Below are 26,788 nucleotides of genomic sequence, written 5' to 3' on the forward strand. Positions count from 1 at the left end.
AATGAACAACTTTTTTTCAGCATTTCGTTACGCAGCTCATCCCACACGAATACAAGGAAATATTTTGGAGGTGATGTTGCGTGATGTTTTTATTGGCGAAATTTGCCAAATAAAAACAGGCATAGAAAATAAACAGGTTGTTGGTGAAGCTATTGTTATTGGGTTTCGTAATGGCATAACAATACTTAGTATGATGGGAAGCTCTCAAGGATATTCTTTACAGATAGTCGTAGAGCCAACAGGAAAATCTTTTTCCGTTGCGTTAAATAACAATGTATTAGGTAGCATGATTGATATTAAAGGGCATTGCTTATTGAGGTTTGATCACAGTGAGCCACCTGAAGAAACGTATAATGAGTTATTTCCTGTTGACGCAAATCCTCCATCATTTAATGACAGACTGCCTATTAACACACTTTTTCAATCAGGAGTGCGAGCTGTTGATGGATTATTAAGTTGTGGATTAGGGCAACGAATGGGAATATTTGCGAGTGCAGGAACAGGTAAAACCATGTTAATGAATATGTTTATCCGTTTTTCACAAGCTGATATTTTTGTTATTGGTCTAATCGGTGAAAGGGGACGTGAGGTCACTGAATTTGTTGAAGAGTTGAAAAGTGATAGTCGCTGTAAAAAAACAGTTTTGATCTGTTCTACTTCTGATCAACCTGCGGTTGATCGTTGTAATGCTGCGCTCGTGGCAACAACGGTTGCAGAGTATTTTCGTGAGCAGGGAAAGCATGTTGTCTTATTTATTGATTCTATAACACGTTATTGTCGAGCATTACGTGATGTTGCACTTACTGCGGGTGAATTACCTGTACGTAAAGGTTATCCCGCTTCTGTATTTGATAAGTTACCTGCAATCCTAGAGCGGCCTGGCGTGACTAAAGTCGGTTCGATTACTGCTTTTTATACTGTTTTATTGGAGAGCGATGATGAACCTGATGCAATAGGTGAAGAAGTACGATCTATTTTGGATGGTCATATTTATCTTTCGCGCAAAATTGCAGCATCTGGCCATTATCCTGCTATTGATATTTTAGGCAGTGTAAGCCGTGTTTTTCAACAAATCACGAGTGAAAAACAGCAACAAGCAGCATTAAAAGTAAGACAAATTTTAATGCGTTTACAAGATATTAAATTACTGCAAGAACTTGGTGAATATCATGCTGGTGATAATGCACTTAATGACGAAGCCGTCAATAAACAAGCTTTAATTGAACGTTTTTTAGTTCAATCATTTAAAGAAAAGGCTGAATTCCAAGAAACTCAGGAAAAGCTATATGCGCTTACCTCTTGAACAACAATCTCTTATTAATGCTGTTATTAAACGTCAACAAAAAATAGAAAAAAAACAGCACCAATATCAACAATTATTAATTGAAGCTGAAAATAAAAAAATAGAACAACAACAATTAGCTAATGCGTTAAAAAATGAGATACCGACTTATGAAAAAGTTGGTATCTATTCTTTTATCTCATTAAATCAACAGCGACGAAAACAAGCTATTGTTTTATCATCATTAAATATATGTTATGCCCAAATTAAAGAAATTGAAAATAAATTAATTCAATTACAAGAAGATAAGATTGCTTTGCAAAAAGAGTATCTTGTAGCTGTTAAGAAACAAAAGAAAATGCAACGTTATTTTGATAGAAAGCTGTTAGAAAAAACACTATATCTAGAACGTTTAGAACAGAATGAGATACAGGAGATGGCGTTGTATGAACAAAATAATACCTGATAGTGTTAGATTAACTCAGATTACTTATAATGATGATGTTCATTTTAAAAATAATGAATATCAACTAAAAACTATAACGTCTAAAAATCTACAGAAATTTAAACATAAACTGCAACTATTATCTCTAATTAGTAAAAAAGAATTTATTTTTCAACAGCAATTAATAAGTAAAAAAGATAATAGTATTGAGCACAAAGATGTTGCAGAAGTTATGGATAAAAAAGAAAAATTGTCCACAAAGAAAAACACCAAAAATGAATTAGAAGTGGATAGTGATGAGCTTAAAAATCTAGAGGGATTATTACTCAATCAGCAAATAATGCAGCCAGCTATCCCATCGCATTTAAAAAAGCAGCTAATTAAACAAGGTATCAATATAAAAGCTAATAATTTATATAATAACATAAATAATATTGATAAAAAAAATAGACCGATAGATTTTAAAAATGTGTCGTCTACGCTGAATAGTAAAATAAAAAATAAAAAACAGAACATAAATCAACAAGAAAAATTGGTATTTGATAGTCAATTAGATAAAAAAGAAGATATAAATACAATACCATTACTAAAAAATAATAACTTGAAACATAAACTAGAGTCGGAAAATAGAAGTAAATATATTGATGGTAATAAGAAAATTTATATAGATGATTTAATATTAAGTAAAAGCTCAAGCTCAAAAAATAAATTAGATGATAGTTTGATAGAGAGAAAACTACATCATGGCTCTATGAATGAAGATAATAAAATCACTTCGTTAGAGAATGAAGGGTTATTGTTAAATAATAAATTAAATCCGAAAGATCATCATGCTTTTTTAGACTCTGACCTTAAGTCAGAAATAAAAAATAGAAAGCAAGAACAATTGCAAAATATATCTTTGATAAATGCTAATATGTTTTTAGATGATGTATCAAAATCTCAGTTAATACCTCAAATAAAAACATCGTTTTCTGGTAAGCAATTACTTAATTTACCGACATGGAATATTTTACATAAAATAGATACTTCGTCCTTTGGACCTAATAATATAACTTATGTTTTTAAACATTGGGGAAATAATAATCATCAAGTGCAAATTCGCTTTGCACTAGAAAATCAAATTCGATTAATTGCATCAACTGGACGAGTTTATCAAGCATCATTTGAAAATTTAAATCAGTATCAAGGTCGTTCAACACTATCTTTAGAGAATAATGAGAAAAATAGCTATACACATATTAATTCAATTGATGCAGATAAGCATAAAGAGGATGAGTATTGATGAATACGTCATTAGATAGTGAAGATTATGATGGCAGTGCGATGAAATATTTATCCGCATCATTTGATTCATTGCCTACTGATATATCAAGCTATTATTTTCATATTAAAGGTGAAAATACATTAGGCACTTTAAGTGGGTTCATTTTAGTGAATACTGTTATGGCTAAGATCTACCCTGAAAAAAATATTGATTGGACACAAGTTCCTGCATCTTATTTATGTGCTTTTTTATTAGAAAAATTCTCAAAAATTACGCTTCCTTTTTCACAAGAGCCGATGTCTCTTAAGATAAATACTGTCTGCTTGGGAAAATCTGCTGATATTCGTTATCCCGTAGTCAATAGTGATATTGGTGAATTATTTATTGACAAAATTAAAGGTAAATTTCAATGGATGAACATATCAGAAAAGAAAATTGGTGCTATCGCTGATTTTTATTGGGGATATAGCCAAATTTCCCTTTCATTACTTAAAAGTGCATTACAAGGCGATATTTTATTAATTAAGACAGTATCTCCAATGTTAGTTATTGGGCAAAAGAAATGGATGAGATTTGAATGGAAAGGAGAAAATAGCGTGGAATTAAATGAAATGTTTGATCCTGATGAAAATGATCTTGATGATCTAATTCAACTTCAGCAAGAAAATCTTGATGATCATAATGATGTTACTTCACCAACTCTAGTGCATGATAATTCTGTCAACTTACAATCTATTAACTCTATTCCTATTACTGTCTCTTTTTTATTAGCGAGTAAGACATTATTGATAGAACAGATAGAGGCACTTGCTCCTGGTGATAAAATAGAATTACCAGAAAATGCTTATCAACATATTATTATAAAAGTAAATGGCATATCCGTTGCATCAGGTGAATTAGTTAAAATTGGCGATAACTTTGCTGTTGAAATACAACGTTCTTTTTCAGCTCAAGAGTAAATTTATGGATAGCCCAACAACCTTAATTTTGACGCTTGCTTTTGCAACATTAGCACCTTTTATTATTGCAGCAGGTACATGCTATTTAAAGTTTTCAATTGTATTAGTGATGACACGCAATGCGCTTGGTGTTCAACAAGTTCCGTCAAATATGGTACTTAATGCAGTTGCATTGATGATGGCTCTATTTGTAATGACGCCAATTGCCAAAAATAGCTATCAGTATTTAGTTGATGAACCTATTAGCATAACATCACCAGAATCACTAGAACGCTTTTCTGATGAAGCGCTAGGTGAATACAAACGCTATTTATATCGTTATTCAGAACCAGAATTACTTGAGTTTTTTGAAAAAGCACAAGGAAATAGACCTGAAAGCCATGGTGATAGTGAAAATATTGAAAGCTCTTTGCTTTCATTATTGCCAGCTTATGCATTAAGTGAAATTAAATCTGCATTTATTATCGGGTTTTATCTCTATCTTCCTTTTATTGTTATTGATTTGGTGGTGTCGTGTATTTTATTAGCCTTGGGGATGATGATGATGAGCCCTATAACCTTATCAGTACCATTAAAACTTATTTTGTTTATTGCAATGGATGGTTGGACTTTATTATCAAAAGGATTGATTAATCAATATCTTGATCTTATGGCGGTAAGCTAATGGATATGGTCTATGCAGCAAATAAAGCAGTCTATCTGGTTATTTTGCTTTCCGCTGCTCCGATAGCAGTAGCAACTTTTGTTGGCTTAATTATTGGTTTATTACAGACTATTACGCAAGTTCAAGAGCAAACATTACCTTTCGGTATAAAGTTAGTAAGCGTCTTTGTTTGTTTGCTGATAACAATGGGCTGGATGGGCGATAAAATATTAGTCTATGCAAAAGAGATGTTAGTCATAGGATTATCTGGATAAATAACATGTCGATACTATTTGGGTATTTACAAGTTTATTTGGTCGATTTACTACTTTTGGTTGCTCGCTTATTTCCTGTCTTTATGTTTATTCCCTTTCTGAATAGCCGTGTATTAAATAGTCAGCTATTGAAATACATTATCGTGTTTTATGTTGCTATGGGAATAAAAGCTAGCATTCCTATTACTGATAATATTAGAGATAGCTGGGGAATTATTCTAATCAGTGAGTTAGTGATTGGCATATTAATTGGGATGCTCATAGCGACACCTTTTTGGATTGCCTCAGCGTTTGGTGAGTTTATTGATAATCAACGAGGTGCAAGCATTGGTGATACCATCAATCCAACGACAGGTATTGAATCTTCTGAATTTGCATCTCTGACAGGATTATTTTGCGTTGCCTATTTTATGAATACTGGTGGTCTAATTATTTTAATGGATACCTTAAAAGATAGTTATGATGTTTTTCCTATCGGTTATTTTAATCAAAATATTGGCTACTCTTTTATTGGTAAATGGTTAACCGAGATGGTGAGAGTAGCAATTGTGTTAGTTTCACCTGTACTTATTATTATGTTTTTAAGTGAAGTTGCATTGGGTGTTTATTCTCTATTTTGCCCACAACTTAACGCCTTTTCTTTATCTCTGTGTATTAAAGGGATCATTGCATTCTCGGCGTTGCTCCTCTTTTTTTCCTCTGCGTTAACGAATGAGTTATCTGAATTTTTTAACAACAGATATTTTTATGAGTTATTTATGAGAATTTATCATGGCTGAAAAAACGGAAAAGCCAACCCAGAAAAAACTGGATGATTCAGCTAAAAAAGGGCAAAGCTTTAAAAATAAAGAGCTAACTTCGGGGCTAGTTTATATTATTGGGATGATGTATATCTTTCATCAGACTGATTTCACAGAGTTTATTCGATTTTACCAATCACTTTTACTTCATCCTACTAATATTACATTAAAAAGTTATATTGAAGTAATATCAAAAGTTTTTTTTGATATCATTTTACCAATATTAGTAGTAACCGCATTAGTTGGTACTATTCCTTCTTTATTTGAATCACGTTTTAAACTTGCCACTGAAGCAATAAAACTAGATTTAACTCGTATTAACCCCATTTCTGGATTTAAAAAAATATTTAGTTTAAGAACAGTAAAAGATTTTATAAAAACACTGCTTTTTATAGTAGTATTTATCATTACTTGCTATTTATTTATTATTGTATATGGGCGAGAAATCTTTTTTTTATATCGTTCTGGATTAAATCAAGTTATTGATAAATGGGGCTCGCTAGTTGTTAGTTTTATATTTGTTTTTTTTATATTGTCTTTACCTATTCTTATTTTAAATATTATAACGGATTTTTTTCTTTTCTTAAAAGATATGATGATGGAAAAGCATGAGGTTAAACAAGAAAATAAGAATATGGAGGGTGATCCAGAAATAAAATCAACACGTAAACAGTTACATCAAGAATTACTTGATGAGCCTATGAAGAAAGTAATTAGAGATTCTTCTGCGGTAATTGTTAATCCAACCCATGTAGCAGTTGGGATCTATTTCGATCCTGATAATGGAATTATGCCACTAGTTTCATTGAAATGCGTTAATGCAAAAGCATTAGCTGTTAAATCCTATGCAAAAGAAGTGGGAACACCAGTTGTAAGATATCCCGAATTAGCACGGAAAATTTATCATAGATATCACCTTTTTGAAGTCATGATGGATCAAGATTTATTGGATATTATGGATATTTTAATCTGGTTGAAGAAAATAGAAATCGATGGAAGATTGAGAGATGAGATAGATTATATAAATGAATAAATATTTTTATATTTTATAAATATAAAAAAAAATAATTAATTTTTATAAATGGTAGCGTGTGTTTTATTAAAGTAATTGAACGAAAATTATTCTATGATTTTATTATTAATTATTCATCTAAGATGAAAGGATTAACATCATGTCAGTATATGAAAAAATGTCAGAAAAAGAAATTGATCAATTAGCAAACTATATTGTTTCTATTGTTCAAAATGGGACAACACTTAAGGATGAAAGCACTATTCCAGAAGGATTTATGGAAGGAATCTACTCATTTGCTTATGACTTCTACCAGAAGGGAAAGTTGGATGAAGCCGAGGCTATTTTCAAATTTTTATGTCTCTACGATTTTTATAATGTTGATTACATTATGGGACTTGCTGCAGTTAATCAATTAAAAAAACAGTATCAAGCGGCGGTTGATCTATATGCGTTAGCTTATTTAAATGCAGATAAAGATTATCGCCCAGTATTTTATGCAGGGCAATGTAACTTGTCTTTAGGTGAAAAAGAGAAAGCAAAGTATTGCTTCGATCAAGTGGTTAAAAATATTAATGATGAAACAATAAAAGAAAAAGCAATAGTTTATTTAGAGTCATTAAAAGATATTCCACTTATAGTCATCGATGAAAGTAAGGATGAATAATATGAATGGTAAAGTTAATAATGATATTATCTATGAGCGAAAAGTTTCTACATTTTCACCTTCTAAAGAGGTTGAAAAAGTTAATAAAGAAAATGTAAAACAAGCTCAAATAATTAATACGGTTACTAATGAGAAGTTAATTAATGAGGTTATTTTAAAAGATAAAAATAACTTTGAATACCCTATTCTAAGAGTACCCATAGAACAAGAAAAAAGTAGTAAAAAAATCGATACTAAATCGGATTTAAATTTTAATATTAAAGCAGCGTCAGAGCAAGAATATCAGACTCAGCTATATCCTCAAAAAAAAGAAAAAGAAGATGTATTAAACAGCCCAATTGAGGCAAATAGAAAAGAAGAGATTTTAGCTAATCAAAAGCATCTATATGATGATAGTCATTATATTGTAAAAAACAAAAATACTTTTTCAATCGATTCTACAAAAACAAAAACAAAAACAAAAACAAAAACAAAAACAAAAACAAAAACAAAAACAAAAACAGAAACAGAAATTCAACTATTATATACTGAATCAAATAAATCAAAAATTTCCTCTTCAAAAAGAACAAATGATTACCTCTTTCTACAATTATCATATCAAAATCTAATAAATAAAAGCATCTTAGATAAATTAAAAAATATTGATAATCTTGATTATTATCTAGATAAATTAGATAAATTATCTCAAGGTTTTAATGGACTAAAAAATGATTGTCAATTTATTTTAGATGATGTAAATAAATATAAAGAAGCTTATACTGATTATTGGATGGAAATCTATAATCAAATTAAGATTAATAAATTTAAAAATAAAAAAGAAATTATTATTTTTTTAAAAAATAATAATATTCCTGATGCGGTTGTTAGTAAATTACTTGCTAAAAAAATTAATAGCAGAGAGGAAATGGCGGTTTTTCTTGAAGATAATTTTCCTTTCATGCGTTTACCTAAGAGCACTAAAAATTATACTTTGGATGATATTTATAAACTATATAATAATTTAGCTAATTTTTTAGACGAAGCATTTAAATATATACCAAATGTTTCTCTGAGTAATGATAAAATTAATTCAATTACATCACATAGAGATGAATTAAATTCATTAATTAATAAAAAACATGATGAATCAATCAATAGCAGATTAGATAGCGCACAAGATATTTATAACAAGCTAACAAAATTGCAAAGTAAAATAGAACTCGAAGTTGCATCACATGCACTAACGGGAATGGCATTATTAACTTTTTTATTAGCAAAATTACGAGAGTTGACATTAAGAGTCACCTTACAACGTGTTCAGGGTGAACAGAAAATATTTGATGATATTCAGGAGGTTACTACTAAATCATTAAAACAAAAAATTGAAGATCAAAAAACTCAACTTGAAAAAAAGAGAGAAACTGACTTTTGGGCAGGAATTGGCTTAAAGATACTTGGTGCCTTATTAACACTTATTGCGGGTGCTGCTTCTATTTTTACGGCAGGTGCTTCATTGGCTTTGCTTGGTGTTGCTGTCGTGATGATGGTAGCTAGTGTCTCTTTAATGGTTGCCGATGAAATTTATCAAGCGATAACTCATAAATCGTTTATGGAAGAAGCAATGGCTCCTGTTACAAAAGCGGTAAGTGAACTTGTCGATAAACTTGCTGATGTTATTAGCGATATAATTGAGGCTTATATTGATGCTTCCATGTCTGCTATATTATCGAAAGCGGGTTTGGGTAAAGAAGCTATTGAAAAAATTATTAAAGAATCTAAAAATAAAATGAAAGAAAAGATAAGAATGGCAGTAAAAATTGTCATTACTATTGGACTTTTAGTGGGAGGGGTTGCATTAAGTTGTGTTGCTGGTCCAGCGGCTAATGCAGTGACTAATGTAGCTAAAAAGATTTTTACTGAACAAACTAAAATGATATTAAAGAAAATCTTGAATGATTATCTTGAAGCCATGTTAGGTAAAATGGTTAAAGAAATAATTATGGAGACATTGAAGGATATTATAAAATCAATTACTAAACTGCTAACTAAAGATCTTGCCCAATTTGGATTAAATACTTTGAATAAAATGCTTTTAATATCAAGATTAATCACAGCAGCAGTTTCAAGTATTATTAATATATATACAGCGCTCATTACTGATGCCATTATTAGAGCTGTTGCAGATTCTAAAAAATTACAAGTTATATTAGATATGATCCAAGCATTAATAGAGAGAATTATGGATAGTTATCATGAACAAGTAGATACATTAACTGAAATGTTGCAGAGCATGAGTGATAATTTATCTGCAAGTAATAAAACTCGAGCAATTATTGTAAAAAACATGAATATTTAATTCATTTTATAGGGGCAACATTATGGCTTTCAATGTAAGTAATCAACTGAATAATATACCTGTAATAAAAGAACAGTTAGAAAATATTTTTGATGATAATGTTAAGGAAAATACCAAAATTAATAATTTTATATTTGATAGTAGAGGACGGTCAAAAGAGATAAATGAACGGATAGAAAGAGAAAAAAATCAGGTCAATACTGTAATACCTGAGTTAAAGAAACCAAAAATAGAAAAACCTGATCTACAATTTTTAATTATTGAGTTAGACAAAGGTAAACAGTTAAAGGAAAACAATATAATAAATAATAATATTTTTAATTTTATTTCTAAAGAAATGATAAACATTATTAACTTAATGATTGATTATCTATTGTTTATGATAAAAAAATATGATTCATCAAGAAAGTTAGGAAACTTTTTTATAAAAATGCAATTAGATTTTGCTAATAAAATAAAAGATGATCTATATGAAAAAGCAGACTTTATATTATCTGCTGCTATTTCAAGTGCCGCTGTTTCTATGGTTATTCATGGTATTGGTGCTTTTACCTCTATAAAAGGAATGGGTGAGTTGAAATCACCAAATGAGACAACGAATAAAACTATGATTAAAGGTTCATTTATTTCAGCAGCGGCAGATCCTACATCAAAAATAGTTGATAATACTGTTCAAAATAACGCATTACGTATAGATGGAAATATTAAGACATTAGAATCTGCTGGTCACGCAATAGGACAAATTGATAATAATAACTCTGAGATCCAACGCGAAGCCTCAGATATTATTAAAGCATTAATACAAGCAATAGAGGCAATTATTCGGGCCAATCAAGATGCTGCTTCAACGATTTCTAGTAATGTAAGAGGTTAATAGTGATAAATTCAATTAACTATAATGAGAATTATAAAATAAAATATAACAATCTTGAGTTAAATAATAATGATAAACAACATGATCTGATATCTAATAATGAAAGAAATAAAAGAATTGAAGATTTTTATATAGAAAAGGAGAGGGTTAAATTAAAATTAAAAAATAATCTTGCTGACGGTTTATTTTCAGTGCCGAAAAACATTAAATATGTTAATTTATTAGAAGAATCTATTTATTCTTGCGATAGTCAATATGAAATAAATAATATTTATGCCAGAATTCTAAAGAAAAATATATCTCAAATTCAATATGTAGACTCTCAACTTAATGACAGAAGCAGTTCTAATGCTGATTCATTGCATGATTTTTTTAAAGAAGTCAAAGATTCTATAATCACAGGTAAAAATGATTACTTAGATGTTTTAAAAGATACCTTTTCTAATTATATGAAATTTGTTAATGAATTAAGAGAGATATTAGCAAGTATCAGTAAATATGTTAGTGCAGCAAGTGATGATAACCATATTAATTTTAAACGAAAAGATTTTTATAAAAAAATAAAAGATTTTATTGATAAATATAGTTCTATTTCCAATGAAAATCTTTATTTCGGAGAATTTGTTTTCGAACAAGATAGTGATGGTCGTTTTTATCGTGAAATTGGAGGAGAAAGAATATATGCTAATGGAATTATGGTGCCTATTGACGCTATAGAAGATTTATTAAAGGATGTTAAAAGTGGCAAGTTTAGTACAAATCAATTACCTGGCCCACCAGTTAAAATTGAAATTTATTTCAAGGTGGACTTATCTCGTTTTGATAAATTATTAGATTTAGTATTAGGTGGATCATCAGAGGATGAGATGAATAAGTCCCCTGATAATGCAACTGTTAAACTTTTATCATCAGAATTTAATTTACTAAAAAATGGTATGGATGCATTTGAAAAAAATATAAATAGTAATCTTGATGAGCTTTCTAAAAAATACAGTGCTGCCAATAGCAATTATGATAATTTTGTTAAAATAGTAAGTAGTACGATGAATACATTACTAGAAATGGCAAAAGGATTTCTACGTTTCTAATTTTTGATAAAGTGATATTATGGAAATTAAAGTGATTTTAGGGATAAAAAAGAGCTGATATTAGAATAAATATCAGCTCTTACATTGATAAAAAATAATTTAGAATTTATATTCAACACCTAACCAGTAATTACGACCATCTTCCATATAACCTTGAGTATATTCATAAGACTTATCAAAAAGATTATTTACAGAAGCATTAGCAGAAACACCATACCCAAAATCATAATCTAAACGGAGGTCTGTTTTTGCATAGCCTGCCAGTTTGTCATTTTCATCAATGCGGTTATAGGTCCAACTTTGTGCTTCTTCCATAATGGTAAAGCGAATCTGTTCTACAGGAATAAATGCTATCCACATATAGGCTTTATGTTTTGGTAAACCTTCAATGTGTGTTACTTGTTTAGGGTCGCTATGGATATAGCTGTAATTTAAGCCAAGCTCTAACCAATCTGTCACATTACCTTTAGTCCCTAAATCTAAACCAATATAGTCAATACGTCCGCTATTTTGGTTTTGAAAGAATGCGTTGCCATTGCGATAAACGGTATGCGCCATAATTGCATCACTGACACGATTGTAGTAAACGCTAGTTTGATAACCCCATTTATCTGTAATGTGTCCTTCATAAGTTAAGTCGAAAGATAATGCGCGTTCAGGATCTAAATCTGGATTGATGATCCCTTTTGAGCCATCTTTGGGTTTTTCACTTGTGTAACGCTCTTTTTGTGTAGGGAAACGGCTACGATCAGATACAGAGAAACGTACAGCATCATCATTAGCTAATGAATATTTTGCCATCATTTCCCAGTTAAAGGCTGTTTGTTTGTTATCATCAGCGCCTTTGTCAGTCTCAACACTATCGCGCCAGTCATAGCTAATTGCACCCACTAAATCGAGATCATTAGTGGCAGCCCATTGATATTCTGTTGCTAAAGACCATGTTCTGTCTTTATAACGCATCCACTCACCATTTTTCTCTTTTTGAGAACGGTGAACGTCATCTTTCCAGTGAGCAGCGAAAGAGAGCAGATCATTTTCACGTGTATCGATGCCTAATTGTAATGCGGCACCTGTGCTGTAATCGTCATAGTGACTGTAATCAGGTGTATTACCTTTTTTAGGATACATATAAAGGGTATTTTCAAATTTATCGTGATAAGCACGACTTTGTAATTTCATACCATCAGTAATTTGAGTAATACCGCTATAGTAATAGCTTTCTTTATTGTAATCCGGCCATGCCCAATATTTAAATTTACCTTTACCCAATGTTGATGGTGGGCTATTTTTTTCACCGTCTTGTTTTACATAAGTTAGGGTATATTCGTCAGAAGCGCGTGGCGTCCAACCCACTTTGATCATGCCACGTTTATCATCAGTTGCAGAGTTATCACGACGCCCATGAGTTCCTGCCGCTGCATTATTTTCATCAGCACCTGGGATTGGCGTGAAACGTTGCTTTAATTGGCTACCACTGATTTGAATAAAGCCTAAATCATTACGCGCACCTAAGCGTACACTCATATTGTGTGCATAATCAGCACCACGGGCAAAACCTTGAGAATAAGCGATACTGCCTTCTAAGGGTTTTTTCGGTGTCGCGGTGGCGATATTAATTGCACCACCCATTAAGTTAGGGCCTTGCAGTAATGAGGTATAGCCTTTGTTGACTTCAATGCTTGCCAGATCGTTTGTGGTAAAGCGAGCCAAGTCTAAGTTGCCATCATAAGGAACATAAGTCGGGATACCATCAAAGAATACAGGTACTTGACGGCTATCAAAACCACGTATTTTAATGGTGTACTCATTACGGTTACCCGATTTTTGCATTACAACACCGGGTAATGTTGCAATGGCTTGCGCCGCATTGACCTTATTTTGTTCAAGCATTTGTTCTTGCGTTAATATATCTGGATTCGCTGCAATAGGACTACTCCAAACAGTTAATAAATCAGGAGTGGATTGCCCATAAGTGGTGTCAGCAAGTGCAATACTGGGTAATAGAACAAGAGATAAACAGTAGCATAGAGGTTTTAATTTCATCATTCCAATCTCAGTTTATAATCAATATATAATCTTTTATATAACGATATGCGTAAAAATAAATGAATAAAAAGAGCGCTAACATCTGTTAGCACTCGGCTTTTTTATAAAATAAAGCAACAAATTCATATAAAAGAAGTTCAGCAAAGATGTTCCTCTATGCCACTACAACTATTTCCTTGTTATAACTTTTTTTACATTCAGTAGATGTTGTCTTTATTTAATCTTTTGGATAAAGGCGAACTTTAATATCCGTCGGTGGAGCATAATAAGGCGCAGATGTCACCAGTAAGTTGATGCCTGTCTGTGCATATTTTTCAATTGTGTTTAAGTTAATACCACCAGCCAAGGAAAGATGGCAGTGAGGTGCAATGTGAGGCACTTCTTGTTGTAGCTGTGCGATATCTTCAATAGAGAACTTATCGAGCTGTAAAATATCAGGCTGTGCCTTTAACGCCTCTCTTGCTTGTTCAATATCATCAGCTTCTACAACAATGCATTTTTCAGGTGCCGCTTGGCGTAGTTGCTTAACATGTTGCGTCCAATTATTAGGTTCTGACAAAAATCGACGATGGTTAGCAAAGAGCAAAATAGTTTCGGAGCAACCTTGGCGATGAATGACACCACCGCCCGCCAGTACGGCTTGGGTCGCGAGTAATTTAGTATTAGGGATATTTTTACGTGTACACGCAATTTGCCCTTTAGGTTGATAGCGGTGATAAATATCTAGCATTCTTGCCATATAATCACTCACGCCACAACTCCACTCAAGAACGTTTTGTACCACTTTCCAGCCTTGATGTAGTGCATCAGCACGGCCTTTAGCCATAATTAAGCAATCACCTGCATTAGCAAAATCGCCATCTTGTTGATGTGCGATGACTACTAATCCTAATTTTTCCAATAAGCGACAACCTAGAGTGATCCCACTGACGCAACCTGCTTCACGGCGTGTAAAAGTCATTGTGCCTAGTTGGTTACCAATATTCAGAGCTCGGCTGGTGAGATCGCCATATTGGATATCTTCCATCAACAAATTATCAAGAAAGGCATCAGGATAATAAATCATAGAGTTAGCTCACTTTCAGGAACAACATCCCAAGAAACCATTGCCCAATCACGAGTTGGCGAAATCAATGAAGCACCTTTTTCAATGCTTTCATGATAGTAATTTGTTAGGCGTATAATTTCGTCTTCACTTAAAGGCCCTACGGAGAAGTTGATGCCTTCAATAAATTGCTCAAGGCTATTGAAATTACTCTGACAATTACGGCTACGAATGTAATCCACTTTAGGGTGAATACCCATTTGGTTTAGCATATTCACAGCATAAATGTACGTTGGAAGCGTAGGAACCTCACGACCCAATAAGCGAATAATGCGTTGATCAACAAAGGTTGGTGAAACAGTATGAGTGGTATAAACACGTAATTTCGCTTGGCGATTAAGTTTGATTAATGCAGCTTTTAAATCCATCACTAAAGTTGAACGTGAAGCGACGGCGATATCACAACGAGGAAGCTCATCCCAGCTATCTTCCCATGAACACGTTATAAATTCTGCGTGGTTGATGCCTGCTTGTTCGGCTCTGCGTTTAGCGACCGCTAACATTCCTGTACTGTAATCAATGCCAATTATTTTTTTGAATTTATCTGCAACATGAATACTGATAGAGCCAGGACCACAACCTACATCTAATAGGGTTTCAGCACCGGTAAAATCCATCATTTCACGGAATTTTATTAAATAGGGATCGTTAGGATTGGCACAGGTTTCTGCCATTTTTTCAGCACGTTTATCCCAATGCTCTGGCTCTTTTTTGGTTCTTTCAGCCTGTACCATGTGGTTTTTATAAAGTTCAGCAAAATCCGTGGTTTCAATTGTGTTCATATTCTTGCCTATGGTCATTTTTATTATCAGAGTAAGCGTGAAAATGCGCCTGAATATCTGTTGGTTGTACACCATAAAGGTGCGCTAAATTGTCGGGTGTCAGCAAAATGTCAGGCCTATCTTGCAAAACGGGCACATGAGGTGTCAGTAAAATGACATCATCTGCCAAAGAAGCGGCATGTTGAGGGTGATGTGTAGACATAAAAACACTGATCCCTAATGCTTTTAATGCCTTAACTTGGGTAAGCAATTTGATTTGATTACCAAAATCAAGGCTTGCTGCGGGTTCATCCATAATCAACAATTTGGGTTGTTGCACTAAAGCGCGTGCAATTAATACCATCTGTTTTTCACCGCCACTTAAGGTATCAAAAGTTCGGTGAGCAAGATGAGAAAGCGAGAGCATTTCTAAGGTTTCCATTGCCATCGTTTTATCTTGTGAGCTAGGCATCGAAAAAAAGGAGAGATGCGCACCTCGCCCCATGACAACCATATCAATAACATTGAAAGAAAAGGGGATATGTGTTGCTTGAGGAACATACGCCACGACTTTGGCAAGTTCTGTTGGTGACCACTCACTTAGTGTTTTACCCGCAATATTAATCTCACCATCAATACAAGGTATCAAACCTAATAACGTGCGCATTAATGTCGTTTTTCCACAACCATTGGCACCTAATAAGCAAATTATTTGCCCTTGTTCGATACGAAAGGAGAGATCTTTAATTAAGGATTTACCTTTGTAACCAATGGAAAGTCGATTGGCATTAGCAATGATCATCAGCCTTTCCTCGTTCTAAGTAACAACATTAAGAAGAATGGCGCACCAATCGCAGATGTTAAAATGCCTAGCGGAAGTTCAATATTGGCAATCGTGCGGGCTAATGTATCAGTGATTAATAACATAATAGCGCCAACAAGCAAGGAAACAGGCAGTTGCTGGCTAAAGTTAGCACCCACTAACAATCTTGCAATATGAGGCACAATTAAACCTAACCAACCAATAATACCCGCAATAGAAACTGCACTTGCGGTGATTAATGTCGCAGACAAAATAAAGACCAGTCGAGTGACTTCGACGTTTAAACCTAATGCTCTGGCTTCTTCATCAGATAAACTGAGAATATTCATACGCCAGCGTAATAAAATAAGTGGAATAAAACCGACTAACATTAAAGGCGCAACAGAAATGAGATCAGAAGCCGTAATGGTCGAAAGCCCACCTAAGAGCCAAAAGGTAATTGAAGGCAATTGAGTATAAGGATCGGCGAGAATTTTCATTAATGAGATTGCAGAGCCACATAGTGCACTGATAGCAATACCGACTAATACAAGCGAAAGTACCGGATCATGTTGTTTCGCAAGTCTCGCAATAAAGTAGACTAGAGCAACCGTTGCTAAACCACCCGCAAAAGCGAAAAGTTGAATCGACAACATTGATTGCCCAAGAAAAATACCTAAAACGGCACCGACACCAGCACCGGACGAAACACCAAGAATATCAGGTGATACTAAAGGGTTACGAAACATGCCTTGATAAGCCGCACCTGCGATCGCCAATCCTCCACCAATTAAGATTGCCGCTAGAACGCGAGGAAATCTTATTTGCCAAAAGACAGTTTCAGTACGACTGTATTCCACATTGCCGGTTAATTTATTACCCACTAGCGTCCACAGCTCATTGGTAGTAAGTGAATACTTACCACTTGTGATCGCAATTAACGCGACAATGGAAAATAACGCAAAAAGAAGTGTGATGCGTGCCGATTGACTCATGAATACCCCAGCAATTGCTGACATTGTTCCGCACTTAATTGCGTATGGTAAAAATGAGCAAAGTAATTTTGCAGATCGCGAACCGCTTGTTTTTCGATTCGAGGATCGAAATGGCCCTGTAGGCGGCGCATTCCCATTAAACGGTTGATACCCGGAGGGCCATCTAACCAACCAAATGGTAAACCTTTAAACAGTAATACTTTGTTGTTTTTAACGGCTTGAATGCTTTTCCATACAGAGTCTTGCATTATTTGCTGATAGGCGTTTTCATCTTGTGTGATGATAATTTCAGGGTTCCACATTAACAGTTGTTCTGGTGATACATCCGTTAACCCGGTGAAATCAGGAACATCGACGACATTTTCAAAACCTAATGCCTCAATGGCTTCTGTATGAATTGAGTGCCTTGCACCCGTTTGTAATCCTTTTGCACCACGAGCAAGATAAAAACGCGGGTGCGCTTTTTGTTCAGAAGCAAATAGGGCTGCATCATTAAGGTATTGCTCTGCAATTAGCGCTAATGTTTCTGCTCTTTCTGTAACCCCTAATAAAGCGCCTGTTTGACGTAACTGAGCTGGGCTGTCTTTTAATGTGCCATCAATTAACACATAAGGCACACCCGTTTGATCGGAAACGCGTTTCGCTAATGAGCGATAGGTTTCATCTACATTACCACTATCAATAATGATATCGGGCTCTAACATCAGTAAAGCTTCTAAAGAGAGAGTACTTCCTCGTCCTGACAAACGCCCTAAACGAGGTAATTTACGCAATTTATCTGAAAATAGAGAACTTTTTTCTAAATTAAGTGAGGAAAAACCTAATAGTTTTTCAGGGGCTAATGCGAGTAACAATTGATCAGTAGGCGGTCCCGCACTGATCACGCGATGGATCGCGGTTGATGCTGGAACATGGCCAAATTGTGCTGCAATACGCGAGGTTATTGCGGCTCTTACCGAATGTGGAAGCGCTGATAATGTCGCAATGGTTGTGAGGTAAGTTAGAAATTGTCGTCTACAGATTGCCATAAGTTCACACTTTTTATTGTTTTACGTTGGTATCGTTATTTCATTTATTATATAGCGATGAATACTATATTTCCTTTGGCTTAAGTCAAGGGATCATCAGTCAAAATCAAATCTAGGCACACATCTGAAAAACTTTATTCGAAATAGTGTATAACCTAAGGCTATAATCAGTGTTCTTGGAAAATTAAAGCGCGTATTAATACGAATGTTTTTGGATAGTTGCGATATAAAATGAAGAAAAAACGCCCCTCATTACAGGATGTAGCTTCACGTGTTGGTGTCACCAAAATGACGGTTAGTCGTTTTTTGCGTAACCCAGAACAGGTCTCTGAAGCTTTACGAGAAAAAATTGCGCGCGAGTTAGATAGTCTTAATTATATTCCTAATCGTGCTCCTGATATTTTATCTAATTCTACCAGTCATGCGATTGGGGTATTACTACCTTCTTTAACTAACCAAGTTTTTGCTGAAGTTATTCGTGGTATTGAATCAGTGACCGATAAATACGGTTATCAAACCATGTTAGCGCACTACGGATATCGTGCTGAAAAAGAAGAAGAACGCCTACTTTCATTGCTCTCTTATAATATTGATGGACTTATTCTTGCAGAAAGAACACACACGCCAAAAACAATAAAAATGCTAGAAACAGCAGGGATCCCTGTGGTGGAAATCATGGATAGTGTTTCACCTTGTTTTGACTCTGCTGTGGGCTTAGACAACATTGAAGCATCACAACAGATGGTCAGTGAAATGATCAAGCGTGGCTGTAAGCGTGTTATTTATCTTGGAGCAAGACAGGATGAACGTACTCTCATGCGTTTAAAAGGCTATGAAAGTGCAATGCAAAATGCAGGCTTACCTATTGGTAATGTGATGACGCCAAAAAGCTCATCTTACTCATTAGGGGCTGAATTATTACATGCAGCACGTAAACAATATCCTGATTTAGACGGACTTTATTGTACCAATGATGATATCGCTATTGGTGCTGTTTTTGAGTGCCAACGTTTAGGAATTTCAGTGCCTAATGATATCGCCATCTCAGGTTTTCACGGACATGACGTAGGGCAAGTAATGACGCCTCGTCTGGCGAGTATCTTGACTCCCCGTGATGAAATGGGGCAACAAGCTGCTGATTTATTGCTTAAACGAATGAAAGGTAAAATTGCTCGAGGACAAGTTATTGATGTTGGTTTTCGCATTATTACAGGTGAAAGCATATAATAATTTAACTTATTGATAATATTCACATTTATCATTTAATAACCCTATTGTTATGAAATAATTAACAGTAGGGTTTTTTATTGAGCCTTAAATAAATATCGAGTTATTTCTCCAATATTTTGTTGTCAGTATGTAGATCATCTTACTTTCATTTGCGAGTCGCCTCACATTTTCACTTCTTAGTTGATTTTCGTTGTTGTATTTACCTTATCACTTCGGATATGTTACCCGTAACAGTTACGGGTAACATTACAAAAAAGACTTAATATCTGCCTTAAAGGAGCATTCTATGAACGATACCCAATCCCTACACCATGTTTTTATCTTAATGGGGGTATCAGGCAGCGGTAAATCTGCGGTCGCAAGTGGTGTAGCACAACGTACAGGTGCTGCATTTTTGGACGGTGATTTCCTCCATCCTCGCTCAAATATTATTAAAATGGCATCAGGCCACGCTTTAAATGATGAAGATCGTAAACCTTGGTTACAAGCATTAAATGATGCCGCATTTGCAATGCAAAGAACTAATAATGTTTCGTTAATTGTTTGTTCTGCATTGAAAAAACAGTATCGAGATATGTTAAGAGACGGTAATCAATGCCTGCACTTTTTATATTTAAAAGGTGACTATGAGCTGATTGAAAGTCGCTTAAAAGCACGTAAAGGGCACTTCTTTAAACCTCAAATGTTAGTGACTCAATTTGAAACCTTAGAAGAGCCAACAAAAGCTGAAAACGATGTGTATGAAATTGATATTTCAATGCCACTCGATGATGTGATTGAAAGTGCAATTAATAAGATAAATTCAGTCACTCAAGGGACTTTTGAAGGGGAAACGGTATGAGTACATTAACACTGGTGCTAACGGCAGTTGGCTCTGTTTTATTACTGCTCTTTTTTGTGATGTATGCACGTTTGCATGCTTTTATCGCATTAATGATTGTTGCAATTGGCGCGGGTCTTTTCTCGGGTATGCCTTTGGAGAAAATTACCCAAACCATGCAAAACGGAATGGGAGGGACTTTAGGTTTCCTCTCTATCGTCGTCGCTCTGGGTGCGATGTTTGGTAAAGTGCTACATGAAACAGGAGCATTAGACCAAATCGCAGTCCGATTATTAAAATACTTTGGTGAGAAACGAGCTAACTACGCATTAGGTATTGCCGGTTTAATTTGTGCTCTCCCCTTGTTCTTTGATGTTGCTGTTGTCTTATTAATTGGTGTTGTATTTGCCGTTGCTCGCCGTACTGGTGGCAATGTGGTGAAAATGGCTATCCCTCTGTTTGCTGGTGTTGCAGGTGCTGCTGCCTTCTTATTACCGGGACCAACACCAATGCTGTTAGCTGACCAAATGAACGCTGATTTTGGTTGGATGATTTTAATTGGTTTATGTGCAGCTATTCCTGGCATGTTACTCGCTGGCCCTATCTTCGGTAACTTTATTAGCCGTTACGTTACCTTAGAATTACCAAAAGATTTAACTGAGCCTAGTTTAGGTCAGAATAAAATGCCTTCTTTTGGTTTCAGTCTTGCGCTTGTGTTATTACCGTTAGTGTTAGTGGGATGCAAAACCATCGGTGCACGTTTCGTTGAGGAAGGTTCTCAACTCTATAATATTCTTGAATTTGTTGGTCATCCATTTATTGCAATCCTTGTGGCTTGTTTAGTGGCTATTTACGGTCTTGCGATCCGTCGTGGTATGAGCAAAGAAAAAGTAATGGAGATTTGTTCTGCTGCAATCCAACCTGCGGGGATCATTTTACTGGTAACAGGGGCTGGCGGTGTCTTTAAGCAAGTATTAGTAGATTCAGGTGTTGGCCCTGCATTAGGGAATGCCTTAATTGGCGCAGGTATGCCAATCGCAGTAGCGTGTTTTATTCTGGCAGGTGCAGTACGTGTTATTCAAGGTTCAGCAACGGTTGCTTGTTTAACCGCAGTGGGTTTAGTTTTACCGGTGATTAATGAGTTGGGTTACAGTGGCGCTCAAATGGCGGCATTATCAGTGTGTATCGCGGGTGGCTCTATTATTCTTAGCCATGTCAATGACTCTGGTTTCTGGTTGTTTGGTAAATTTACTGGTGCAACAGAAGCACAAACCTTAAAAACATGGTCATTAATGGAAACTATTCTTGGCACAACAGGTGCTGTGATCGGTATGATTTTCTTCGCATTTCTTTGATACCTAATCTTTGTGTTTCAAATTATTAGCGCGTCTTTTGACGCGCTTTTTCATTGCTATAAATAACTATCAAATATGACAGAAAATATCTCATTTCTCATTAACCTATAGGTTTCTTTATTCGGTGGGCATATTTAGGGCTATCATATATGGTTGACTATAATTCGCTTTTTATTAAACACACGGATTGTAATATTCATACAATCACGCTTATACGTGATTCGATTTTAGCATCAAGTAATAAGCTACAAGATAAGCTTAATTTACTCGATGAAATGGAACTTCTATTCAGCAAGATGTTAGATAATTCCCGCTTATTAACTCAATTTTTAAATGAAGTTGATACACATTTTACGCATAGCCGAGGAGAGATAGAAAATTTCTCAGATTGGCTAAAAAAAATTAAAGAGAGCGCTAGCAATATTGATAGGCTTTCTAGTCAGGCGAACCTTTTATCAATCAATTCAGCGATTGAAGCCGGGCATATAGGGCGAGAAGGTGCGGGATTTTCCGTCTTAGCCCAAGAGATGAAAAAATTATCATTAGAAATCCAAAATCAGGCTTCTTCTATTGCTAGCATTAATAATAATCTAGGTGCGCGCTTTATTCCCGTTAAAGAAACTACAGAAAAAAACCAAGAGCAGGTTCAACAAATAAAAATACAGGTTGAAGAAGGGCATCAAAATTTAACATCATTGTCAGAGCAAGCGAGCGAGCTTAAACATATTTTTACCTTTATTTCGATGCAGCAATTTTTTAATACCGTCAAACTCGATCATGTTTTATGGAAAGAAGCGATTTATATCCATTTATTAAATCATGATGATGAGCACTGCGTTAATCAGCACACTGAATGTCGATTAGGAAAGTGGTATTACCAAGGTGATGGACGGAAATTCGCGGGTAAAGAAGCCTTTCGTCGTTTAGAAGAGCCACATAAATTAGTACATGAGTGTGGACGTTTAGCACTAAGCGCCAATATCAATGGTGATCAAGACGCAGTAACGCAATATATAAAACAGATGGAACAAGCCAGTGTTGATGTTATCAAGTATGTGGACGTTTTATTAAACTGAGCGGCTGACTAATTAGATAAATAAAAATCAGAACATCAAAAAGGAGCGATAAGCTCCTTTTGGTGTGTTGCACTGCGTAGATCAGCTTTTGTTTATTAAGGTATTTAATTGGCTATAAAGTGTGTTTGCACTGCTTTCGTAACCTTCACGAGAAAGATGAACACCATCAGGTCTTGCTAAATCATAGAGAGCCCAAACCTTTATTGAACATTCGCCTCCCATATAATCACGCCAATCCCAAAAGAGTGTTTTCTCTTGTTGTGCCACCTCTTTTTGAATACGGATGATATCACTTAGCCATTGAGGTTGTTGTGAACGGCAATCAGGGGCTTCTTTATTTTTAACTGAATCAGAAGGCCCAATTAATAAGATAGTGCTATTAGGCGCTTGCTGGCGAATTTGACGAATTTTATCCGTAAGCTGTTGGCGATAAGCAATTAAATCAAAGGTGTCATTAAAAGCTTCATTTGTACCATAAGCTAAAATCACCATATCAGGATGTAATTGTCCTAACGTTTCAGTCCACTGTGCGCCCCATTTATCCATCATATTGATAGTGGCACCATTAATGCCTAATGAAGAAAGCATTACCCCAGGTTGTTGATTGGTGATCAACCAACCGCCTAATTTAACAGGCTGGTTTTTGTTAACGGTAATGCTGACAGGGAATGTCATCGTTGTCGGGGTTGAAAACTGCCATTTACCTTGTGTTTGCGAGAGTGAAAGGACTTTGCTTGTCGATGACTGTACATTCACTTGCGCTGTTGTTGGCGTTTTATAAAGTGCTTGTAACTGATAACGTTGCTGAGTTATTGGGTTTTCAGATAACTGTAATTTTGCCCATTTCGCTTGAGGTTCACTAATAAAACCCCCTAATGGGAAATCAGGATCGCTATCTTTTCTGCTAGAAAGCAGTGTCCATGCTTTTTTGTCACTTTGGTATTGTACGTTTGCAATACGCTGACCAGCTACATTCGTCGGGGGAATAAAACCAATACCGCCATTACCATAGTCAGCCTGAAAACGTTCACGCAACTTACCACTGAAAAAATCAGCCGCAGTATGGGAATCCCCTAACTGGACAATGTGAACAGTTTGGCGACCTTGCTGGAGTTTCTTAACAAAGTCTGCAAAGTGAGGATCATGATAGTTATAAAGCTGTCTTGAACCATCAGCAGGTAATACGGATGGTGTGGGGAGCTTTACTGTTTTTTCAGTGTCTTGGTTACAAGCGACTAAGAGTGAAACTAAAGCCAGTATGATTGAGCTACTGATTAACGTTTTACGCTTAAGGATGTGCGTTATTTGTTTCATTTACAATAACCGTGTTTTTATCTTTTATATCATCGGCTGCATTATCTTCTTTACTTTCTTCTTGAAGATGAATACGTGAGAATACGTGCTGAGCAATAATTTGCTGACCTTTTAAGCTAAAATGAATGCCATCACCGGCTCTTAACTTAACACGGCTACTACCATCACCCATATAATCAGAATAAATATCTTTTTCATATTTAAACATATCATTGACGGAAAGGTAAATTTCGCCCATTTTCTCAGCTTCTTCACGATAAAGTTTATCGAGATATGCCATACCTTTAGATAACTTCTGCTTGCGCATATTAGGTGGTCCAACCCAAATAACAGTGACATTATTCTGTCGAGCATTTTCTATAATGCTTGCAATACGCGCTCGGTAGGCTGACTCCCATGCTTCACTCGCAAATTTTAAGTAACGTCCTCCGCCATCAGGTGGCATATCCCAAGGATCGTTAGGACCTAAAAAGACCACTAATAATTTGATAGAGTCATCACTGGCTAAACGTGTCGCAATAGTTTGTGGCCAATTGAAAAAGCGTGGATAAGCAAGTCCTGTACTTTGTTTACTTAAATCGATACTGTTGATGTTGTAATCTGTTTTCAGTTGACGCTTAAGTAAAGGTGCAACACCTTGCATCATTGAATCGCCTGCAAATAACACTTTGTCTTCTGATGATAAGGTAATTTCTGTTTTCTGAACGATGGGTTTTAAGGCTTGTAAGGCGTCATCAGACACATCCGTAACCGAATGGTAGGGTAATCCACTCATTGCTTGCTTACGCTCTAACAGTTGAGGGAAGCGTTGCGTTAATTGAGTTGCTGGTCGCGTATACCCGTTAAAGAAGTGTAGGCCAACAGCAAAGCCTTCAGGAAGTTGCTCAGGCGCTGAGGTTTGTACTATTGGTTTTGCCTGATTATCAGGATGATTAACTTGCAGGTAATCACCATAGCTTTCTACCGCAACGAATACGCCATCACGCAGCTGCCCCCCGACTTGCCAAGCATAATAGTGAGAAAGCCCAGACCAAGGTGCTGGGCGGTGATATTGTTGCTGCCAAAAGCGCTCTAGTGATGTTTGGTTTAGCCAAATCAACAGGATGGTACTAAAGAGTACCATTAAGGCGACTTTTGCTGTCTTTTTTAAATTTGAGCAGAAATCAAAAGCTGGCATAAATAAATCCTGGCACCCCATCTGGAGACAACATAAAAATAATCGTGAGGATCAACGCAAGTGGTAGAGGATAAACATACCACGGCACTCTTTTCTCAAGACGAGCCACAATATCCCTTAATGTCACAAAGCAAGGGTAAAGTAAAAAAAGTCCCCAGAACATAAAGAGGGTTAAGCCTTCAGCTTGTAGTGATGCCCAAGCTCCCACACTAAAGAGTTGCTGGATCAAGACCAACGCATCTCCCACGGTTTGACTGCGGAAAAATATCCATGCAAAGCAAACAAAGTGAAAAGTGATTATCCACGACAACAACATGTTTAATGACGATAACGCACTAGGAGGAGCATTTTTTTTCGTTGGAAAGAGGCGGTGTTTAATATTCAATAACACCACACCAATCCCGTGAATAGCGCCCCAAATAATGAAAGTCATGGCAGCGCCGTGCCATAATCCAGAAATCACCATTGCAGCAAAGGCATTAAAGTTCTGTCTAATCACTCCTTTACGATTACCCCCTAAAGGAATATAGACGTAATCACGAATAAAGGTAGATAAACTGATGTGCCACCGACGCCAAAAATCGGCTAAGTTTATCGCTAAATAAGGCGCATTAAAATTACGAGGTACGACAAAACCTAGTAATAAGGCAATACCTGTAACAAGATTGGTGTAACCCGAGAAGTTAAAATAGATATGCCATGCATAGGCATAAACAGCCGTCAATACTTGCCCACTTTGCGCTAAATCGGGGGCATTAAATACCGGATCGACATAATTTGTTGAGAACCAACCACTTAACCAAAAGAGTTTTGCGATAGCTAAAACAATCAGCATTATCGCCCCTTTATAATCAATGATTTTACGTGTTGGCGCCTGAATTTGCGGGAGAAATTCTTTAGCGCGATTAATTGGCCCCGCGACAATACTTGGGAAAAAGCATAAATAAAGAACGACATCCAAAAATGGCGCTTTAGGGATCTCTTTTCGGCAAACAGAAACGACATAACTGACTGAATGGAAAATATAGAAAGAGAGCCCTAATGGTGCAAGCAACTCAATAAGAGGTAGCTCAATACTGAGTCCCCATTGCTGGAATGTTTGCGTCAGTGTTTCTTGAAAAAATGAGTAATATTTAAAGGCGGTAAAATAGACTGCAACGAGTAACCCTAATAGCCAGTATATGACTTTAGAAGATGTGTACTTAGTTAATATGTTCGCCAGTAAATAAATAAACAGTGTATAGCTTAATAAGATAATCGCAGGACGATAATCTGCATAAAACAGAAAAGCATAACTAACTGTAATCAGTAGAATATTTTGTATCTTGACGTGCTTTTGGAAGAGCCAATATAGAACAAAAAAGCTAACAAAGGCTCCGAGAAACTCGAATGAAAAAAAATTCATAAATGGCTCTAAGGGTGTGATTTA

At 35.4% G+C, this 26,788-nt stretch carries 25 protein-coding genes; 16 read left to right on the forward strand and 9 right to left on the reverse strand.

The genetic code is table 11. The features are described 5' to 3' along the window. The first annotated feature begins 1 nt into the window (after position 1). The 12 genes from sctN to GWI59_RS17615 all read left to right on the forward strand — a co-directional run bounded on the left by sctN (position 2) and on the right by GWI59_RS17615 (position 11,647). Positions 2-1,303, forward strand: coding sequence for a type III secretion system ATPase SctN (sctN, locus tag GWI59_RS04485; RefSeq protein WP_161669248.1), 1,302 nt, complete (start codon positions 2-4; stop codon positions 1,301-1,303). Next, positions 1,287-1,748: a type III secretion protein gene (locus GWI59_RS04490; protein WP_161706789.1), complete on the forward strand. Its 462-nt coding sequence runs from the start codon at positions 1,287-1,289 to the stop codon at positions 1,746-1,748. The genes sctN and GWI59_RS04490 overlap by 17 nt, the downstream gene beginning before the upstream one ends. Continuing rightward, positions 1,729-3,012, forward strand: a complete 1,284-nt coding sequence (locus GWI59_RS04495; RefSeq protein WP_161724090.1) for a hypothetical protein — start codon at positions 1,729-1,731, stop codon at positions 3,010-3,012. The genes GWI59_RS04490 and GWI59_RS04495 overlap by 20 nt, the downstream gene beginning before the upstream one ends. Then, positions 3,012-3,953: a FliM/FliN family flagellar motor switch protein gene (locus GWI59_RS04500; protein ID WP_161724092.1), complete on the forward strand. Its 942-nt coding sequence runs from the start codon at positions 3,012-3,014 to the stop codon at positions 3,951-3,953. Before GWI59_RS04495 ends, GWI59_RS04500 begins: the two co-directional genes overlap by 1 nt. A gap of 4 nt (positions 3,954-3,957) precedes the next feature. Continuing rightward, positions 3,958-4,617 (forward strand): EscR/YscR/HrcR family type III secretion system export apparatus protein, encoded by a 660-nt coding sequence (locus GWI59_RS04505; RefSeq protein WP_109400090.1) that lies wholly within the window; start codon positions 3,958-3,960, stop codon positions 4,615-4,617. After that, positions 4,617-4,871: a type III secretion system export apparatus subunit SctS gene (gene sctS, locus GWI59_RS04510; protein ID WP_006536279.1), complete on the forward strand. Its 255-nt coding sequence runs from the start codon at positions 4,617-4,619 to the stop codon at positions 4,869-4,871. Before GWI59_RS04505 ends, sctS begins: the two co-directional genes overlap by 1 nt. A 5-nt stretch (positions 4,872-4,876) precedes the next feature. Further along, entirely contained in the window at positions 4,877-5,650 is a 774-nt protein-coding gene (gene sctT, locus GWI59_RS04515) for a type III secretion system export apparatus subunit SctT (RefSeq protein WP_161670895.1), read from the forward strand. Continuing rightward, positions 5,643-6,704, forward strand: coding sequence for an EscU/YscU/HrcU family type III secretion system export apparatus switch protein (locus GWI59_RS04520; RefSeq protein ID WP_072064438.1), 1,062 nt, complete (start codon positions 5,643-5,645; stop codon positions 6,702-6,704). The genes sctT and GWI59_RS04520 overlap by 8 nt, the downstream gene beginning before the upstream one ends. A 139-nt stretch (positions 6,705-6,843) precedes the next feature. Continuing rightward, positions 6,844-7,350: a type III secretion system translocator chaperone SicA gene (sicA, locus tag GWI59_RS04525; RefSeq protein WP_109400087.1), complete on the forward strand. Its 507-nt coding sequence runs from the start codon at positions 6,844-6,846 to the stop codon at positions 7,348-7,350. A 1-nt stretch (position 7,351) separates the two neighbouring features. Further along, a complete protein-coding gene (gene sctE, locus GWI59_RS17380; RefSeq protein WP_202608820.1) occupies positions 7,352-9,685 on the forward strand; it encodes a type III secretion system translocon subunit SctE in 2,334 nt (777 codons plus the stop codon). A 22-nt stretch (positions 9,686-9,707) separates the two neighbouring features. Beyond that, positions 9,708-10,559, forward strand: a complete 852-nt coding sequence (locus GWI59_RS04530) for a hypothetical protein (RefSeq protein ID WP_006536270.1) — start codon at positions 9,708-9,710, stop codon at positions 10,557-10,559. Positions 10,560-10,561: 2 nt separating this feature from the next. Next, positions 10,562-11,647: an IpaD/SipD/SspD family type III secretion system needle tip protein gene (locus tag GWI59_RS17615; RefSeq protein ID WP_109848170.1), complete on the forward strand. Its 1,086-nt coding sequence runs from the start codon at positions 10,562-10,564 to the stop codon at positions 11,645-11,647. A gap of 99 nt (positions 11,648-11,746) precedes the next feature. Here GWI59_RS17615 and GWI59_RS04540 read toward each other — a convergent pair whose 3' ends face one another. From GWI59_RS04540 to GWI59_RS04565, 6 genes are all read right to left on the reverse strand, one after another. Then, positions 11,747-13,693: a TonB-dependent receptor plug domain-containing protein gene (locus tag GWI59_RS04540; protein WP_161724117.1), complete on the reverse strand. Its 1,947-nt coding sequence runs from the start codon at positions 13,691-13,693 to the stop codon at positions 11,747-11,749. Positions 13,694-13,913: 220 nt separating this feature from the next. Beyond that, the gene (gene modD / locus GWI59_RS04545; RefSeq protein ID WP_161724094.1) at positions 13,914-14,762 is read right to left on the reverse strand and encodes a ModD protein; all 849 of its coding nucleotides are present in this window, start codon (positions 14,760-14,762) and stop codon (positions 13,914-13,916) included. Further along, entirely contained in the window at positions 14,759-15,583 is an 825-nt protein-coding gene (locus GWI59_RS04550) for a class I SAM-dependent methyltransferase (RefSeq protein ID WP_109848172.1), read from the reverse strand. The genes modD and GWI59_RS04550 overlap by 4 nt, the downstream gene beginning before the upstream one ends. Further along, positions 15,570-16,364, reverse strand: coding sequence for an ABC transporter ATP-binding protein (locus GWI59_RS04555; protein ID WP_109400081.1), 795 nt, complete (start codon positions 16,362-16,364; stop codon positions 15,570-15,572). Before GWI59_RS04555 ends, GWI59_RS04550 begins: the two co-directional genes overlap by 14 nt. Beyond that, positions 16,364-17,359, reverse strand: a complete 996-nt coding sequence (locus GWI59_RS04560) for a FecCD family ABC transporter permease (RefSeq protein ID WP_006536260.1) — start codon at positions 17,357-17,359, stop codon at positions 16,364-16,366. Before GWI59_RS04560 ends, GWI59_RS04555 begins: the two co-directional genes overlap by 1 nt. Next, positions 17,356-18,387, reverse strand: a complete 1,032-nt coding sequence (locus GWI59_RS04565; RefSeq protein ID WP_006536259.1) for an ABC transporter substrate-binding protein — start codon at positions 18,385-18,387, stop codon at positions 17,356-17,358. Before GWI59_RS04565 ends, GWI59_RS04560 begins: the two co-directional genes overlap by 4 nt. Before the next feature lie 231 nt (positions 18,388-18,618). Here GWI59_RS04565 and gntR point away from each other — a divergent pair, with 231 nt between their 5' ends. The 4 genes from gntR (at position 18,619) to GWI59_RS04585 (ending at position 22,868) form a co-directional block, all read left to right on the forward strand. Continuing rightward, on the forward strand, positions 18,619-19,614 hold the full coding sequence (gntR, locus tag GWI59_RS04570; RefSeq protein WP_072064428.1) for a gluconate operon transcriptional repressor GntR: 996 nt from the start codon (positions 18,619-18,621) through the stop codon (positions 19,612-19,614). 289 nt (positions 19,615-19,903) lie between these two features. Beyond that, a complete protein-coding gene (gene gntK / locus GWI59_RS04575) occupies positions 19,904-20,458 on the forward strand; it encodes a gluconokinase (protein ID WP_072064427.1) in 555 nt (184 codons plus the stop codon). Next, entirely contained in the window at positions 20,455-21,792 is a 1,338-nt protein-coding gene (gntU, locus tag GWI59_RS04580; RefSeq protein WP_072064426.1) for a gluconate transporter, read from the forward strand. The genes gntK and gntU overlap by 4 nt, the downstream gene beginning before the upstream one ends. 149 nt (positions 21,793-21,941) lie before the next feature. Then, positions 21,942-22,868: a methyl-accepting chemotaxis protein gene (locus tag GWI59_RS04585; RefSeq protein WP_072064425.1), complete on the forward strand. Its 927-nt coding sequence runs from the start codon at positions 21,942-21,944 to the stop codon at positions 22,866-22,868. A gap of 81 nt (positions 22,869-22,949) precedes the next feature. Here the strand turns inward: GWI59_RS04585 and GWI59_RS04590 are convergent, their stop codons facing one another. From GWI59_RS04590 to GWI59_RS04600, 3 genes are read right to left on the reverse strand one after another with little or no spacing between them, the layout of a single operon-like run. Next, entirely contained in the window at positions 22,950-24,182 is a 1,233-nt protein-coding gene (locus tag GWI59_RS04590) for an SGNH/GDSL hydrolase family protein (protein ID WP_072064424.1), read from the reverse strand. Beyond that, on the reverse strand, positions 24,157-25,359 hold the full coding sequence (locus tag GWI59_RS04595; RefSeq protein ID WP_006536250.1) for an SGNH/GDSL hydrolase family protein: 1,203 nt from the start codon (positions 25,357-25,359) through the stop codon (positions 24,157-24,159). Before GWI59_RS04595 ends, GWI59_RS04590 begins: the two co-directional genes overlap by 26 nt. After that, positions 25,346-26,764: an MBOAT family O-acyltransferase gene (locus tag GWI59_RS04600; RefSeq protein ID WP_072064423.1), complete on the reverse strand. Its 1,419-nt coding sequence runs from the start codon at positions 26,762-26,764 to the stop codon at positions 25,346-25,348. The genes GWI59_RS04595 and GWI59_RS04600 overlap by 14 nt, the downstream gene beginning before the upstream one ends. Between the last annotated feature and the right edge of the window lie 24 nt (positions 26,765-26,788).

Origin of the sequence: Proteus sp. G2673, from assembly GCF_009915125.1 — a bacterium.
GTDB classification, from domain to species: Bacteria; Pseudomonadota; Gammaproteobacteria; order Enterobacterales; family Enterobacteriaceae; genus Proteus; species Proteus penneri.